The sequence below is a fragment of the Fibrella aquatilis genome (genome assembly GCF_017353255.1).
Lineage (GTDB): Bacteria > Bacteroidota > Bacteroidia > Cytophagales > Spirosomataceae > Fibrella > Fibrella aquatilis.
The window spans coordinates 91,188-107,275 of sequence record NZ_JAFMYU010000024.1 but is presented as its reverse complement, the minus strand read 5'-3'; the positions used below and the strand labels follow the sequence as shown (position 1 = coordinate 107,275).

Genomic DNA, 16,088 nt, shown 5'->3' with positions numbered 1-16,088 from the left:
GTAATCTACTTATACATAGCCGCTGGTTAGCTGAGTCTATACTGTTACCATAAGTGCTTTTTTCTCGATAGGACATGCGAATTGTTATTTGATTGATTAGATATTTTGTGTCTTAACAATCTGAAAATACTGATTGGTTGGTGGCAACGGGCGGGTGAACACCTTTTCCCATTCCGAACAGAGCCGTTAAGCCCCGCACTGCCGATGGTACTGGTGTCACGACCGGGAGAGTAGGCGGCCGCCACCTCAGCTATTAGTGAAGAGCAACTCAAACGGGTTGCTCTTTTTTTGCTTTATAAATAGAGTAAAGACCTGATAACTAGGTTAATAATTGCTCTTTCGGACAAAAAAGGGTTGTTCGACCACCTACTTCCGTTCGACTGATTTTAGCGCCGCAGCGAGGACATTTCGACAATGCTTCGACGTCGTCATAAGGCGAATCATCCCATTGCCGGACGTGTATTAAAAAATCAGTTGGGAAGTCTCGATATCGGGCTTCATGCTTAATCGCTGTAGTTAATACCAAGCTGATGGCTTCATAAAGGGCATTTACTTCTTTGTTTGTTAGTAAGTTGGCTCTTTTCTCAGGGTGTATTTTCGCCTGAAAAAGTACTTCGTCGACAATCCAATTGCCAAGGCCGGCCACAACGGCCTGATCCAATAGCACAGGTTTAATTAACGACCCTCGCTTTTTCAGATTGTTTGCAAACTGGTCAAATGAAATGTTGAGTGCGTCTGGTGCCAACTTCTTTGCTTTTGCGTAGCCTTCAACAGAATCAACCAGACCAATGCGTTCAAATTTTCTGGGGCAAACGAAACCCAGATTAAAACCGCTGGCAAATTCAAAGACGATGCGGGCATGGCGCGGTCTGTCGAGGCTATTGTGATAATAAGCCAGATCGCCGGTCATACCAAAATGCATCCGCAGAATTACGTCTTCCCGGTCCGTATAAATAAACAGGTTTTTGCCAATACGTTCGGTGGAAACGAACTGACGATCAACTAACTGCTGCTGAAGTGTGACATAGTCTGTAGTAAGCAATTTAATGTCTTCTACCAAAATAGACATGATAGGTTGGTGCAGCGATGTAGCTTCCAGATATTGTCGTCTGATCTCGACTTCGGGTAATTCGGGCATTGGTTTGTGACTGATTTTTAGAGACAACAAGCCCACTTCATGAATGTTCGGCAGTAAAAAATTATCATCAGTTCTATAATACCACGCAAATCATGCTACTTTTGCCACTGCAAACGGGGTGTAGCGCAGCCTGGTAGCGCGCTACGTTCGGGACGTAGAGGTCGTGGACGGTCCGCCGCTGCGGTTCGAATCCCGCCACCCCGACATAGATACAAAGACAATGACACAGCTCGTAAACAACGCATGGTGGTGGCACTTTTCCTGCAAGGGATGAAGGTTGCCGCATTATGTCTGTTACGAATACGTACAACAAAAAGGCTCACCGACATCCCGGTGAGCCTTTTTGCGTAATAAGCCCTTCAAATTAAGTTTGATCATGGTACAGGAAATTAATAAAAAGCAGACGTACACAGTGCACACGGTGCATCGTAAGATGCTGGCCGATATCATCACGCCGGTTAGTATCTATTTGCGCGTTCGGGACAAATACCCAAACAGTATCTTGCTGGAAAGTGCTGATTATCATGGGAATGATAATAGCTACTCGTTTATTGCTTTTGATCCAATAGCCCGGTTAACATACCAGAATGGTACATTAAGCACACTCCTACCAGAATTGCAGGAGGAGCATCAACAAACGACTGCGACTAGCATAATTCCTGCTTTGCGCGGTTTTAAAAATCGGTTTAAGGCAGAGAAAAACAGTTTTCCATTTGTGACAAATGGGCTATTTGGCTATCTCGGATTTGCAGCGGTAGAGGGCTTTGAAGATATACACCTCACTGCGCGGCAAGCCGACGAAAATCAGATTCCGGCGGCTGTTTTTCAGGTGTATCGATACGTGGTAGCGATCAACCACTTCAAAGACGAACTCTATCTATTTGAGCATCAGTATGTACTGGATGGTCATGAGCTTGGTGAAAGCAAACTAGACGAGATAGCTGCTTTCATTACCAGTCGGAATTTTGCGCTGTATTCGTTTACGGCTACTGGCGAAGAAACATCCAACTTTACGGATGATGAGTTCCGGAATGTTATTCAGCATGGAATTGACCATTGCAAGCGCGGCGACGTGTTTCAAATTGTCCTGTCGCGGCGATTTCAAACGCCATTTCGGGGCGATGAATTCAATGTGTACCGGGCGCTACGGTCACTGAATCCATCGCCTTATCTGTTTTACTTCGACTACGGCAACTTTAAGTTATTTGGCTCTTCGCCCGAATCACAGATTGTAGTGAAACAGGGGAAAGCTACAATTTACCCCATTGCAGGTACGTTTCGGCGGACGGGTGACGATGCTAAAGACGCCGAACTGGCACAGGCACTATATGACGACCCCAAAGAATCTGCAGAGCATGTAATGCTGGTTGATTTGGCCCGAAATGACCTTAGTCGTAACTGTGACGTGGTCAATGTAGAGACGTTCAAAGAGGTGCAGTATTACTCACACGTGATTCACCTAGTGTCGAAGGTGGTGGGTGATCTGAACGCTGACGCTGATCCGTTGCAGATTGTGGCTGAAACATTTCCCGCAGGTACGTTATCGGGAGCGCCCAAGCATATGGCGATGCAGCTCATTGACCGTTACGAGAACCAAAGTCGGGGTTTCTATTCAGGCAGCATTGGCTACATGGGTTTTGATGGGGAATTTAACCATGCCATCATGATCCGCACGTTTATGAGCCGCAATAATGCTTTGTATTACCAGGCTGGCGCAGGTGTAGTTTCTAAATCTCTGGTAGAGAATGAACTACAAGAGGTGCATAACAAACTAGGCGCTCTCCGGGCTGCTCTCAAGCAAGCACAAGCGATTTAAAAAGTTAGAAACAGTAAACTAAAAAACAGCAAACTCATTTTCGATGAACATTCTTGTTTTGGATAATTACGATTCGTTTACCTACAATCTTGTTTACATACTGCGCGAGTTAGGCCATCGCCCCGACGTGATAAGGAATGACAAGATGACGGTAGAAGATGCTTCCCGGTACGACAAAATCCTCCTCTCGCCGGGGCCGGGTATACCCGATGAAGCCGGTATTTTGAAGCCACTTATTGCTGAATATGGCCCAACCAAGTCGATTATGGGCGTTTGCCTGGGACATCAGGCTATTGGAGAAGTATTTGGTGCTACCCTCGAAAACCTCGGCGATGTGCTACACGGCGTGGCTCATGAAGCTTATGTGCTTGATTCAAACGAGCTACTCTTCGCCGACCTGCCTGAAACATTGACCGTAGGCCGGTACCACTCCTGGTCGGTTGTGCGCGATTCGATGCCTACCGATCTGGTGATTACGGCTGAAGATGAGCAGGGGCGTGTGATGGGAATGCGCCACGCCCGCTACGATGTTCGTGGGGTGCAGTTCCACCCCGAATCGATCCTGACTGTGGGAGGTATGCAGATGATGAAAAATTGGGTCAACGCATGAAAGAGATATTAAATCACCTGTTTGAATACAAAACGCTGGCCAAAGAAGAAGCTAAGCGCGTGGTTATTGGCATTGGCCGGGGCGAATACAACCCCGCGCAGGTGGCCGCGTTTATGACCGTATACATGATGCGAAGCATCCGTGTGGAGGAATTGGAAGGGTTCCGCGATGCCATGCTGGAACTGTGTCTGCCTGTTGACCTCAGCGCCTACGATGCTATGGACGTTTGCGGCACCGGTGGCGACGGAAAAGACACGTTCAACATCTCGACGCTTTCGGCGTTTGTGGTGGCGGGCGCGGGGCAGCGTGTGGCCAAGCACGGTAATCATGGGGTATCTTCCCTGACAGGGTCAAGTACAGTGATGGAAAAGCTAGGCTATCGGTTCAGCAGCGACATAGGTGAACTGGAACGGAAGATTGAAACGGCGGGAATCTGCTTTTTGCACGCGCCCTTGTTCCACCCAGCCATGAAAAACGTGGGACCAATTCGGAAGGAGTTAGGCGTGAAAACGTTCTTCAACCTGCTGGGTCCGATGGTGAATCCGGCACAGCCGAAGAAGCAACTGGTGGGGGTGTTCAGCCTTGAATTGGCCCGCCTTTATGCGTACCTTTATCAACAGACAGACAAGCGGTTTATGGTGCTGCATTCGCTGGATGGTTATGACGAAATATCCCTTACGGGTTCATTCAAGGCCATTTCCAACCGAACAGAGAATCTGATGACGCCTGCTGATCTGGGCTTCGAGTCGGTAACTGCCGAGGCACTGTCGGGGGGTGAAACGGCAGATGATGCCGCCCGGATTTTCCTGAGTGTGTTGAGTAACGAAGCAACTGTGGCCCAGACAAATGCCGTATTGGCCAACGCCGCCATGGCGTTACTCACGGCGGAAAAAGTTACTACCCCCGCAGATGCCGTAGCCATGGCCCGCGAATCGTTGGAAAGTGGCCAGGCGAAGCGGTCTTTCGATCTACTAATGAACTAGTACGCATGAATATTCTTGATCAGATTATGGCCCGGAAGCGGGTGGAGATAGCTGAACGAAAGGCGGTCATTTCGGCCCAAACGTTGCGCGAATCGCCTTTGTTTGGCCGGGTAGTAAACTCCGCCCGGGCCTCTATTCTGGCTCCCGGCTCGACGGGTATCATCGCCGAGTTCAAACGCCAATCTCCATCGAAAGGGGTAATCAATGATCAGGCCGATGTGGCAACAACGACGGCTGGGTACGTAGCGGCAGGTGCTGCAGTGCTCTCGGTGCTGACCGACGAACCTTTTTTTGGCGGCAAACCTGCCGATCTGCAGGCGGCCCGGCAAGCCAATCCTCACACGCCCATTTTACGTAAAGACTTTGTAGCCGATGAGTATCAGTTGCTGGAAGCCAAAGCCTGGGGTGCCGATCTGGTCCTGCTGATTGCGGCCTGCCTAACCCCTGCTGAGGTACGTTCGCTTAGTGCGCAGGCGCATGACCTGGGTTTGGAGGTATTGCTGGAAGTACACGATGCTGATGAACTAGAACGTTCTTTGTGCGAAACGGTTGATTTAGTGGGCGTTAACAATCGCAACCTGAAAACCTTCGTCACCGATATCGGCACGTCGATGCAATTGGTGAGCCATATTCCAGATCAATTTGTGAAAGTAACTGAGAGTGGTTTGCACGATGCTGCTACAATGGCATCGCTGCATACGGCTGGTTATCAGGCTTTTTTGATTGGCGAGGCGTTTATGAAGACAACTAATCCTGCCGGGGCATTGCAGACTCTGGTGAATGAATACAATCCCCTAATTATGCGAAAGCATGCTCATGTAACGGTATGAAGATTAAAGTATGCGGTCTGCGCGATGCGGCCAACCTAATGCAAGTGGCCGATCTGGCTCCCGACTTTATCGGATTTATTTTCTACGATCAGTCGCCACGGTTTGTGGGCGATACGCTGGATGAGGAAGTGGTGAAAGCACTGCCCAAATCGATTCGGAAGGTGGGCGTTTTCGTAAATGCCAGCCCTGACTACGTTTTGCGGACGGTGAAGAAGTACGAACTTCAGTATGTACAGCTTCACGGCAATGAAACGCCCGATTACTGCCGCACGATCCAGAACCGAGGTATCAACGTGATCAAGGCGTTTCGGGTAGACGGGAGTTTTAACTTTTCGATGCTGAACAACTACAAGGCCGTTTCTGACCTGTTTTTGTTCGATGCCAAAGGCGATCAACCCGGCGGTAACGGTGTGGCTTTCGACTGGGGCGTATTGAAAAACTACGACAACGCGAAGCCGTTTTTCATTAGTGGTGGCATTGGCCTGGAGAACCTGGATCAGCTGGACCAGCTAAAAGGCATGAAGCTTTATGGCGTAGATGTGAACAGTCAGGTTGAAACTGCGCCGGGCGTAAAGGACGTAGCTAAAGTAAAAGAACTCATTGCCCGCCTGCGGCCAGTTGAGGAGGAAGAAGAGGCGTAAGCTGAACCTCACTTAAGCAGCGCAAACATTGACAAATAGCATACGAAATACGGTACTGATACTTTCTGTTATGCAAACGACATTTGAACCACAAACCTCTTTCGAGGTATCAAATAAAGGCTTCTATGGCCATTTTGGCGGAGCGTTTATTCCCGAAATGCTTTATCCCAACGTAGAGGAACTACGGCAGAACTACCTGGCCATCATAGCCGAGCCGTCGTTTCAGGCCGAATTTCAGAACCTGCTGACCGACTATGTAGGTCGGCCTACGCCGTTGTTTCTGGCAAAGCGGCTGTCGGAGCAGGTGGGGGCCACAATCTACCTGAAACGCGAAGACCTTTGCCACACTGGTGCCCATAAAATCAACAATACGATTGGGCAGATTCTGGTGGCGCAACGGCTGGGCAAGAAGCGCATTGTAGCCGAAACCGGCGCAGGGCAACACGGCGTAGCTACGGCTACGGTTTGTGCCCTTATGGGCTTGGAGTGCATCATCTATATGGGCGCTATCGATATTGAGCGGCAGAAGCCCAATGTAGACCGGATGCGAATGCTGGGGGCTGAAGTACGGCCGGCGCGGTCGGGGAGTCAGACGTTGAAAGACGCGACCAACGAGGCTATGCGCCATTGGATCAACAACCCCGTCGATACGCACTACATCATTGGCTCGGTGGTGGGGCCACACCCATACCCCGACATGGTGGCTCGTTTTCAGGCCGTAATCTCGCTCGAATCGCGGAAGCAGTTGCTGGAAAAGGAAGGTCGCGAAAACCCCGACTATGTAGTGGCCTGTGTGGGTGGAGGCAGCAATGCCGCCGGTGCCTTTTATCACTACCTCAATGAGCCAACAGTGCGCCTGATTGCTGCCGAAGCGGCTGGTCATGGTGTCGAATCGGGGCATTCGGCGGCTACCACGGCCCTTGGTAAGCCGGGCGTCTTGCACGGTAGCCGGACTATTCTGATGCAAACCGAAGATGGTCAGGTAACAGAGCCTTACTCTATTTCGGCGGGGCTTGATTACCCCGGCATTGGCCCCCTCCACGCCCACCTGTTCGATTCGGGACGGGGTGAGTTCTACAGCATCACCGACGACGATGCCCTGAAAGCTGGTTTCAACCTCAGCAAACTGGAAGGTATTATTCCTGCCCTCGAAACAGCTCACGCGCTGGCTGCCTTAAACTATATGTCGCTGACTAAGAGCGACATAGTAGTGGTCTGCCTGTCGGGCCGGGGTGATAAAGATTTGAGTACGTATACAAAGCATCTGTAATATGACCCTGACCCAGAACCGTATCAATGACCTGTTTGCGCAGAAGAGCGAACGGCTGCTAAACGTCTACTTCACGGCGGGCTTTCCGCAACTGGCCGACACCCGCACCGTGCTGCTAGGCCTGCAACAGGCGGGCGTTGACCTGGTGGAAATCGGGATGCCCTACTCAGACCCCGTAGCCGACGGCGAAACTATTCAGCAGAGCAACGGCGTGGCACTGGATAACGGTATGTCGATCAGGCAGTTATTTAATCAACTGGACGGGTGCCGGACAGACGCCGAGAACCCCATTACGGTGCCTATTTTGCTCATGGGCTATATTAACCCGGTGCTGCAATTTGGGGTGGAAGCCTTTTGCCAAAAGTGTCAGGAAGTGGGCGTAGACGGCGTTATCCTGCCCGATCTGCCTTTTGATCTGTATGTAGATGAGTACAAGGCCATCTTCGACCGGTATGGGCTGCTGAACATTTTTCTGATTACGCCCCAGACGTCTGATGAGCGAATCCGTTTTATCGACGAGGTGTCGGAAGGGTTTATTTACATGGTCTCGTCTGCGAGTATTACGGGGTCGGTGAGTGGCATCAGCGACGTGATGAAGGCTTATTTCGAGCGGATTCAGAGCATGAACCTGCGCAATCCCCGGCTGATTGGCTTTGGTATCAACAATACCGAAACATTCGACGCTGCCAGTGCCAATGCTAATGGCGCCATTGTGGGCAGTGCATTCATCCGGCACTTGCAGGAGCAAGGCACATCGGCCGATAGTATTCAAAGGTTTGTGAACGGCATCCGCGCATAAGCGGGGCCGCCGGGTAAGCGTAACGGTTTGTTAACGAGCCGACAGGTGCTTTTGGCTACCTTTGGCTACGTTTAAAATACAGACTCTATGCGTTTTTCACTGCTCTTCTCGTTTGTTATACTGCTCACTGTGAACCAATTAGCTGCTCAGTCTACTGCCCGCACCTACGACCTGGAAGGCCACCGGGGCTGCCGTGGGCTGATGCCTGAGAACACCGTACCTGCGTTTTTGAAAGCTCTTTCGCTGGGTGTAAATACGCTGGAAATGGACGTGGTCATCAGTCAGGATGGTCAGGTGGTGGTGTCGCATGAGCCGTATATGAATGCCGAATTCTGTATCCGGCCCGATGGCGTTCCCGTAACCAAGGCTGAGCAGAAAGCGCTGATCCTGTATAAGATGCCCTATGCCGATATTAAGCAGTACGACACCGGATCGAATGGAAATGGGCGTTTCCCGGAGCAGCAAAAACAGAAGACCTACAAGCCCCTGCTGAGTGAGGTCATTGCCGCTGCCGAAGCCTACCGGGCTGAAAACAAGCTGCCATCGTTTGGGTATAATATCGAACTGAAAAGCGAACCTGACCAGTATGATGTAAGTCAGCCGCAGCCCGCCCCGTTTTGCCAGTTGGTCAATGCGGTGCTGACAAAAGCCAGCCTCGACCCCTCGCGGATTGTGATTCAGAGTTTTGATTTTGCCGTCTTGCAGGAGTGGAATCGGCAGATGCAGGCCAAAAAAGCCCTTTCAGTACGGCTGTCGGCGTTGGTTGAAAACATACGAGGTGTGTCGCACAACCTGGAAAAACTGGGTTTTAAACCGGCTATTTACAGTCCGGCTTATCAGTTGTTGAGTAAAGATGGCATTGCCGAATTGCATCAGCAGGGCATCAAAGTCATCCCCTGGACCGTCAATAACCCGGCTGACATGCGCCGACTACTCGAATTGGGCGTCGATGGGCTGATTACAGATTACCCGGACCGGGCAAAAGGTCTTTAAACAAGGGACCGCCTGGCAGGTTTGCAGTTAGGAATGCATTCGCGTAAGTTTATCTGTAAATAGCTCGACGCGCCCATCGCTGTATGTCCCTGTTAAACACCACGCTTACCTGGCTTCTTCGTCGTCGCCTGTCCCGTATTGAGGCCCTGAAGGCTCAACCGGGCGTGGCGCAGGCGCGTGTGTTCAGGCGGTTGATTCGACAGGGACGCAACACCGTCTGGGGCAAACAATATCGCTACGCAGGCATCCGGTCGGTGGCAGACTTTCAGGCGCAGGTGCCTATTTCGGGCTACGAGGCCGTTTTTCCATACATCGAGCGAATGATGAAGGGCGAAGCCAAGGTACTTTGGCCATCGCCGGTGCATTGGTTTTCCAAATCGTCGGGTACGACCAACGCCCGTAGCAAGTTCATTCCCGTGTCGCCGGAGGCCCTCGACGATTGCCATATCAAAGGGGGAAAAGATATGATGGCGCTCTACGTAGCCAACCGCCCCGACACCCGTGTTTTCGACGGAAAAGGGTTGTCTATTGGGGGGAGCCTGCACGAAAACCCATATGGTAAGCAGGGCGTGGTTGGCGATATAAGCGCCATTGTGATGAAAAACCTGCCTGTTTGGGGGCAGGTGATCCGTACGCCCCTGCTCAGCGTGGCCCTGATGGACGAGTGGGAAAGCAAGCTTGAGCGCATGGCGCAGATTACGGCGCAGGAAAACGTAACCAGCATTTTGGGCGTACCTACCTGGACAATGGTGCTGATTCAGAAGATCTTAGCCCAAACTGGAAAGGACAGTATTCTGGACGTGTGGCCCAATTTTGAAGTGTTTGTGCATGGTGCGGTGGCGTTTCAGCCTTACCGGAACCTGTTTAGCCAGCAGATTTTTGCCAACAGTCAGGTGGGTTTTCAGGAAGTCTATAATGCGTCGGAGGGATACTTTGCCATTCAGGATGACATGACCCGGCCCAACGAGATGATGCTCATGCCCGACTACGGCATTTTCTATGAATTTGTGCCCGTAGAAGAAGCAGATGGGCTTTTTCCGAAATCATATACACTGGAAGAGGTCGAGCTGAACCGGAATTACGCGCTCATTATCACCACCAATGCCGGTCTGTGGCGCTACAAAATCGGGGATACCGTTCGGTTCACGTCGCTTTATCCGCACCGGATTCGGGTGAGTGGGCGCACCAAGCAGTTTATCAATGCCTTTGGCGAAGAGGTGATCGTGGAGAATGCCGAAACGGCTATTACCCAAGCCTGCACGGCCACCGGCGCGATTATTGCCGATTATACCGCCGGCCCAATTTACATGCGCCATGACCGCCTGAATGGGCCTCAACAAGGAGGACACGAGTGGGTGATTGAGTTTGCCCGAGAGCCTAGCAGCATCGAGTTGTTCACCCAGGTGCTCGACGAGACCCTGCGTCGCATCAACTCCGACTACGATGCCAAGCGCTACGGCGACATGGCTCTATTGCGCCCAGTGGTACATAGCGTACCCCGCAATACCTTCTATGCCTGGATGGCGCAGCGCGGTAAAGCCGGTGGTCAGCACAAAGTACCCCGCCTCAGCAACTCCCGCGATTACCTGGACGATCTGCTGGCAGAAAAATGAGCTCATCCCCTCACTAACTTCTTCTCGATCAGGTAGTTATTGGTTAGCACGGTTTTTTCTGGGTGAAGCACCACCTGTTTGATTACCTCGCAACTGAAAATCTCGTGGTCTTCGCTGTCGGTGCTGGAGAGGACGCGGCATTGGGCGTAGCCGATGGCGTCGGTGAGGTAAGGGCAGCCGCGTTCGTCGAGGGCGTAGGGTAATCGTGCAAACTTATCTTTGTCGCGGCCCGACTGCCGACCGAGTTTCTGAATCAGGTTCGTTTGGTCCTGAGCCAGCAGGTTCACGTTCAGGATGCCACTTTCGCGCACCAGTTCAATGGTATAATCCACTTTATACAGCGCCACAGCTAGGCCTTTTCCACCCAATACGGTCTGCATTACCCAGGTAGCGATGTTGGCATTCCGACGCTCGCCCGAAACCGTGGTGATGGAGTGGACATCATAGTTTTTATATTTCAACAGGCGCTTCGGCATGGCGTTTCAGGGCAACGTTGTAACGGTAAACCTCCAGAGTAAGCAAGACAACAACAGCACCGTATTCAATGATAATCAGCAGGTTGTCTTCGCGAACGGGTGTTTGTCGGTAAGCAGAATACGATAGCCAGACCAGGCCAGACCAAAGCAGAGGATAGCGGAATTGCCAGCGATCTGTTGCTGTGAAAACAGCCGCCATTACCAGCGACGTTATATACCAGGGATGTACCGTAGTAGCCATGGCAAAGTAGACCGTGAGCATCCAAAGCACCCGAACGGCAGGCGGGTATTTTTGGTCAAAGGCAATGCTAAGCAGGACAATTGTGGTGGCTACAGACAGCCACAACCCAATTGAGCTCAACACGTTATAACCAGTAAACCAGTAGCCTGCCGAGCGGATCAGGTAATAGATGCTGGCGTTGAACTCAAACATGCGGAAGTATAAGTCAATGCTTGTCAGCATGTTACGTATCATATCCAGATCGAAAAAAGGCAGGAATAGTAGAACGACAAACCCGCCTGTGATCAATGAATAGGTCAGCCCCCGTCGCCAGCCAAGCCGAGCAATTATAACGGGTAGCAGTATAAGCGGTAGCAGTTTTGTGCAGATAGCCAGTGCCAGTGCCCCCGCCGAAAGCGCCATTCCCCGGCTGGTGTTGCCGTACTGTTGCCAGAACCAGATGGCCAATAACACAAAAAACAGCATGACGGCCTCGAAATGCACATTGCCTGTTAGTTCCAGAATCACCAGGGGATTCAGCCCGTAGAGTAGTGCCAGATTTGGATTCCGGCCAGACCGGCGCAGTAACTGCACCAACAACCAAAGCGATCCTATTTCGGCCACTAGAATGGGTACACGCAGCCAGATCACAACAGCCTGTAAACTCGCTGGCGACAGGCCCGCCGCCAGGGCAAAAAGAGCCTGATTGAGCGGAGGGTAGACAGTATAATAGTTGGATGAGTTGAGTAACTGATACAGCGCCGGATTAGGCGTAAATGATGGCGCTACGCCCCCGGCCATGAGTTCGGCGGGAAGGTACTTGAACGGATTTATGCCGCTTAACAGTAGTTTTCCATCCCAGATGAAGCGGGCGTAGTCGTTAGACAGGGCAGGCATTGCCAGGATCAGTAGGAGGCGAAAAAGTACCGCTGCCGTAAACAAAAAACGGTCTGGTTTTGGCCGAAATTCATTGTCTTTCAGTTCATTGATCAGCAATGGGCGAATACGCAGACTATAGCTCCACAGTAAAAGCAAATACAGACCGATAAGTACCGAAAACTGAGAACGGACCGTATTATAGCCCAGCAGAAAATATAAACAGGCCGATAAAATCAGCCAGCCCCAACGAACCAGCGGTACTCGAAACAGGGTGGGAGCGAGGGTCATGCAACGGCACCAGCCGCGCGGCGGTCGGCGTCGAACGTGCCCGATATGGGGCGCCGAACCGCCGATTGCCGCACGGTGTGGAGCAGCGAATATACGAACACCATACCGAAGCCAACCGTGAGCATGCAGTGGAAAAACAGCATCCGATAATCGTTGAGGTAAACACCCAGCGCAATACCACCTATGAAATAGAGCATCATGATGCCTTCCAGCAGGGTAAGCCAGGGAAGACCTTCTGCTATGTATACATTAGCCCGCCAGGTATCTGACCCATTGGCGACGTTGAATTTTGGCGTACGGACAAAGGGAGTTTTTCGACCTATGTAGCCTTCAATGACGGCAATTGAGTTATGCAGAGATAGCCCAATCATCAATGAAGAGTAAGCCAGAAAATGCACCATAAACCGAATCAGCGACCGACTACCACTCAGTTGCTGATGTGATCGCCAGAACGGAATGCCGTAGAAAAGGAGCAGAATGATCAGGTTGTACTGAAAAAGGTTGATCACGAAATAGGCCGATGCCCATTCGGGGTGGTTGCTGCGAATGTAAAGAACGGGTACGCTCAACACAGCCAGTACAAACACTAACAGAAATGTGGAACTGCTAAATAAGTGGAAGAAGGCGTGTAATTTATTTACAAAAGGCACTTTCGGCGCTCGCAACACCGTCGCCATGATCTTGCGGGCACACTCGGCGGCCCCTTTCATCCACCGATATTGCTGTGACTTCAGGGCAGCCATAGCCACGGGTAGTTCGGCGGGAGAGCCGATATCTTCCCGGTAAATGAATTTCCAGCCTTTTAGCTGCGCCCGGTAGCTAAGGTCAAGGTCTTCAGTAAGCGTATCGCTACTCCAGCCACCAGCGTCATAAATGGCTTTTTTGCGCCATACGCCTGCGGTACCATTGAAGTTCATGAAGAAGTCGGCGGCGTTGCGACCACCCTGCTCAATAAAGAAGTGCGCATTCAGGCCAAATGCCTGCAGCTGGGTCAGCAACGAGTAATCTTCATTCAGATGTGTCCACCGGGTTTGCACAATGCCAATGGCGGGATCGGCAAAGTGTGGGATCGTCTTCAGCAGGAAATCGGGATCGGGCACGAAATCGGCATCGAAAATGGCAATGAAGTCGCCCATTGCCCGATCCAGACCATAGGCTAATGCACCAGCTTTAAAGCCAACCCGTTCGGGCCGACGAATAAGCTTGATGTTTATGCCCTGCAACTGGTAGAAAGCTACTTTACGGGTGCTGAGTTCAATTGAATCGTCGGTAGAATCGTCGAGTACCTGAATCTCTAATTTATCGGCAGGGTAGTTCAGCGTGGCAACGGCATCGATCAGACGTTCAACTACGTACCGTTCATTATAAACGGGCAACTGCACCGTTACGGTAGGCAGGCTATACCACTCAGATGAAGCGGGCACTACAATATTGGCCCGTCGTTTATGTTCGCTGCGCAGGTAGATAACAATCAGGCTAAGCTGCCCCAGGTTATAGGTCAGCAACAGAAGCAGCGTAGCCGAATACACAAACAGGGTAATCCATTCCATACAGTCAGACAGATAAAGTCTGTTGCTTAACGTGTTGATGAGCAGTTTACTAACGCTGGTGTTAAAAGCAAATCAGGCATATTTAAAGATCGTTGTCAGGATCTTGTAACCCGCCAGTATTGTGCCCTTCACCGTACCCGATATTTTGGAATGACCAATTCGGCGACGATACCGAACGGGTACTTCCACACTACGCAGTCCCTGCTTTGCGGCTTTCACCTGCATCTCTACTGTCCAGCCATAGGTCTCGTCGCGCATATCGAGTGCAACCAGACTGCTAAGCCGAATAGCTCTAAATGGCCCCAGGTCGGTAAAATGAACACCATAGAAGAGCCGTATCAGCCAGGTTGCCAGCCAATTACCAAACACTTGTTGTGGCGTCATAGATCCTGACTGCCGTTGCCCCAGCGCCCGTGAGCCAATGACCATATCGGCCGAGTTGGCCAGAATAGGAGCAATTAATTCTACTAACTCTGCCGGATAATCTGAGTAATCAGCATCAAGGAAAACGAGGATATCGGGTTTTTGTTGGCGATTCTGAGCGTAAGCAATACCTCGCAGACAGGCTCTTCCATATCCTTGTATGGGTTCATCGAGCACGGTGGCTCCGGCGGCGGCGGCCTGCACGGCCGTTAGGTCGTTTGAGTTATTATTAACAACTATTATTTCATCTATCCATTCTCTTGGGATATCCCTGACTACTTTCCCTACCGAGTTCTCTTCGTTAAACGCAGGAATGATAACAATAACGGTAGGCTTGGATTGGGCAGGGGTCATGAACGGAATGTAAAGCACTTATGTCTTTGTATATACGAAAAAAGCCGGTAAAGGGTTAACCTTCACCGGCTTTGCTATTTCAGGTCGCCTTAGTCAATCTCGATGACCACATTGGCCGACGCTGGGTGCGCAACGCAGGTAAGAATATAACCGGCTTTAATTTCAGATTCTGACAGGCCGTCTTCTTCATCAAGCGATACCTTGCCTGACACACATTTGCCCAAACAGGCTGTACACATACCCGCCTGACAGGAGTAAGGCAAATCAATATCCTGTTCCAGGGCCGCTTCCAGAATAGTCTGATGAGGTGCCACGGCAAATTTGTATTCATTGCCTTCGTAGAGCACGGTTACGTCCTCATTGCTGCTTGCTGCCGCCACGGGTGCGTTGTCAAGTACTGTGCCAACTGCCTGTGCTGTAGTGGCCGTCTGAAAACTTTCTTTGTGCAATTGACCAGCTGGCACAGAAAATACGCTGAGCGCTGACCGAACCTCGTCCATCAGGCCATCGGGGCCGCAGAGATAATAGTCAGCCAGGCGCAAATTTTCGGCGGGCTGTTTTTCCATGAGCTTTAGTAATGTAGACTGGTTTATGCGGCCGCTAAGGCCGGTCCAAGTGGCTGAAGGCTGGCTTAGTACATGCGTTACCATGAGGCGATCTTTGTAAACTTCAGCCATGGCGTCCAGATGCGCTTTGTAAATGATAGATGCCTCATTGCGGTTGCCGTAGATGAGCCAAACACGGCTCTTAGGCTCCACGTGTAGGATCGACTTCAGCATAGAAAACAGCGGCGTAATACCGCTTCCGGCGCCAATGAGAACATGAAGTCGTTGGGCGGCGGGGTCTAGTTTAGGCACAAATGTACCCAGTGGTTCAAGCGTTTCGAGTACATCACCTTCCTTCAAAAAATCGCATAGATGGTTGGAAACCAAGCCTCCAGGTAACCTTTTTACCGTAACCGAGAGCGATGCATCGACATGAGGCGACGACGACATCGAATAGGAACGCCGAACGGTAGTACCATTGACGGCAAGCGTAAATGTCAGAAACTGACCAGGTTGGTACCGAATAACTTCGCTGATGGGATGCCAGAAATTGACGGTGATAGCGTCGGGTGTTTCACGCACGACGTCTTTTACTTTCAAATAATATCGAGTGGCCATATACTAAATAACGACAAAAAGGCTGCGTTGTTAAGAACGCTG

At 51.0% G+C, this 16,088-nt stretch carries 15 protein-coding genes, 1 tRNA gene and 1 rRNA gene; 11 read left to right on the top strand and 6 right to left on the bottom strand.

The window, feature by feature from the left end:
* The first annotated feature begins 136 nt into the window (after positions 1-136).
* Positions 137-247 (top strand): 5S ribosomal RNA (gene rrf, locus J2I48_RS23450).
* 72 nt (positions 248-319) lie between these two features.
* Here the strand turns inward: rrf and J2I48_RS23445 are convergent.
* Positions 320-1,138, bottom strand: a complete 819-nt coding sequence (locus J2I48_RS23445; protein ID WP_207337946.1) for an Fpg/Nei family DNA glycosylase — start codon at positions 1,136-1,138, stop codon at positions 320-322.
* A 114-nt stretch (positions 1,139-1,252) separates the two neighbouring features.
* On the opposite strand from J2I48_RS23445, the gene J2I48_RS23440 reads away from it, so the two are divergent.
* The 10 genes from J2I48_RS23440 to J2I48_RS23395 all read left to right on the top strand — a co-directional run bounded on the left by J2I48_RS23440 (position 1,253) and on the right by J2I48_RS23395 (position 10,693).
* Positions 1,253-1,342, top strand: a tRNA-Pro gene (locus tag J2I48_RS23440).
* Between the two features lie 172 nt (positions 1,343-1,514).
* The gene (locus tag J2I48_RS23435) at positions 1,515-2,954 is read left to right on the top strand and encodes an anthranilate synthase component I family protein (protein WP_207337945.1); all 1,440 of its coding nucleotides are present in this window, start codon (positions 1,515-1,517) and stop codon (positions 2,952-2,954) included.
* Between the two features lie 43 nt (positions 2,955-2,997).
* On the top strand, positions 2,998-3,564 hold the full coding sequence (locus J2I48_RS23430; protein ID WP_207337944.1) for an anthranilate synthase component II: 567 nt from the start codon (positions 2,998-3,000) through the stop codon (positions 3,562-3,564).
* Complete coding sequence (gene trpD, locus J2I48_RS23425; RefSeq protein ID WP_207337943.1) at positions 3,561-4,547, top strand: anthranilate phosphoribosyltransferase; 987 nt, start codon at positions 3,561-3,563, stop codon at positions 4,545-4,547. The genes J2I48_RS23430 and trpD overlap by 4 nt, the downstream gene beginning before the upstream one ends.
* 5 nt (positions 4,548-4,552) lie before the next feature.
* The gene (gene trpC, locus J2I48_RS23420; protein WP_207337942.1) at positions 4,553-5,377 is read left to right on the top strand and encodes an indole-3-glycerol phosphate synthase TrpC; all 825 of its coding nucleotides are present in this window, start codon (positions 4,553-4,555) and stop codon (positions 5,375-5,377) included.
* A complete protein-coding gene (locus J2I48_RS23415) occupies positions 5,374-6,018 on the top strand; it encodes a phosphoribosylanthranilate isomerase (RefSeq protein ID WP_207337941.1) in 645 nt (214 codons plus the stop codon). The genes trpC and J2I48_RS23415 overlap by 4 nt, the downstream gene beginning before the upstream one ends.
* Before the next feature lie 70 nt (positions 6,019-6,088).
* Positions 6,089-7,288, top strand: a complete 1,200-nt coding sequence (gene trpB / locus J2I48_RS23410; RefSeq protein WP_207337940.1) for a tryptophan synthase subunit beta — start codon at positions 6,089-6,091, stop codon at positions 7,286-7,288.
* Between the two features lies 1 nt (position 7,289).
* Positions 7,290-8,087, top strand: coding sequence for a tryptophan synthase subunit alpha (gene trpA / locus J2I48_RS23405; RefSeq protein ID WP_207337939.1), 798 nt, complete (start codon positions 7,290-7,292; stop codon positions 8,085-8,087).
* Positions 8,088-8,174: 87 nt separating this feature from the next.
* The gene (locus tag J2I48_RS23400) at positions 8,175-9,080 is read left to right on the top strand and encodes a glycerophosphodiester phosphodiesterase family protein (RefSeq protein WP_207337938.1); all 906 of its coding nucleotides are present in this window, start codon (positions 8,175-8,177) and stop codon (positions 9,078-9,080) included.
* An 83-nt stretch (positions 9,081-9,163) separates the two neighbouring features.
* Positions 9,164-10,693: a GH3 auxin-responsive promoter family protein gene (locus tag J2I48_RS23395; protein ID WP_207337937.1), complete on the top strand. Its 1,530-nt coding sequence runs from the start codon at positions 9,164-9,166 to the stop codon at positions 10,691-10,693.
* Between the two features lie 2 nt (positions 10,694-10,695).
* On the opposite strand, the gene J2I48_RS23390 is transcribed toward J2I48_RS23395, so the two are convergent.
* The 5 genes from J2I48_RS23390 to J2I48_RS23370 all read right to left on the bottom strand — a co-directional run bounded on the left by J2I48_RS23390 (position 10,696) and on the right by J2I48_RS23370 (position 16,046).
* Positions 10,696-11,169 carry a flavin reductase family protein gene (locus J2I48_RS23390; RefSeq protein WP_207337936.1) on the bottom strand — a complete coding sequence of 158 codons (474 nt, stop codon included), beginning with the start codon at positions 11,167-11,169 and terminating at the stop codon, positions 10,696-10,698.
* The gene (locus tag J2I48_RS23385) at positions 11,144-12,556 is read right to left on the bottom strand and encodes an MptA/MptB family glycosyltransferase (protein WP_207337935.1); all 1,413 of its coding nucleotides are present in this window, start codon (positions 12,554-12,556) and stop codon (positions 11,144-11,146) included. The genes J2I48_RS23390 and J2I48_RS23385 overlap by 26 nt, the downstream gene beginning before the upstream one ends.
* Positions 12,553-14,106, bottom strand: coding sequence for a cellulose synthase family protein (locus J2I48_RS23380; protein ID WP_207337934.1), 1,554 nt, complete (start codon positions 14,104-14,106; stop codon positions 12,553-12,555). The genes J2I48_RS23385 and J2I48_RS23380 overlap by 4 nt, the downstream gene beginning before the upstream one ends.
* 72 nt (positions 14,107-14,178) lie before the next feature.
* Positions 14,179-14,883, bottom strand: a complete 705-nt coding sequence (locus tag J2I48_RS23375; RefSeq protein ID WP_207337933.1) for a glycosyltransferase family 2 protein — start codon at positions 14,881-14,883, stop codon at positions 14,179-14,181.
* An 89-nt stretch (positions 14,884-14,972) separates the two neighbouring features.
* Complete coding sequence (locus J2I48_RS23370) at positions 14,973-16,046, bottom strand: ferredoxin--NADP reductase (RefSeq protein ID WP_207337932.1); 1,074 nt, start codon at positions 16,044-16,046, stop codon at positions 14,973-14,975.
* Positions 16,047-16,088: the final 42 nt, after the last annotated feature.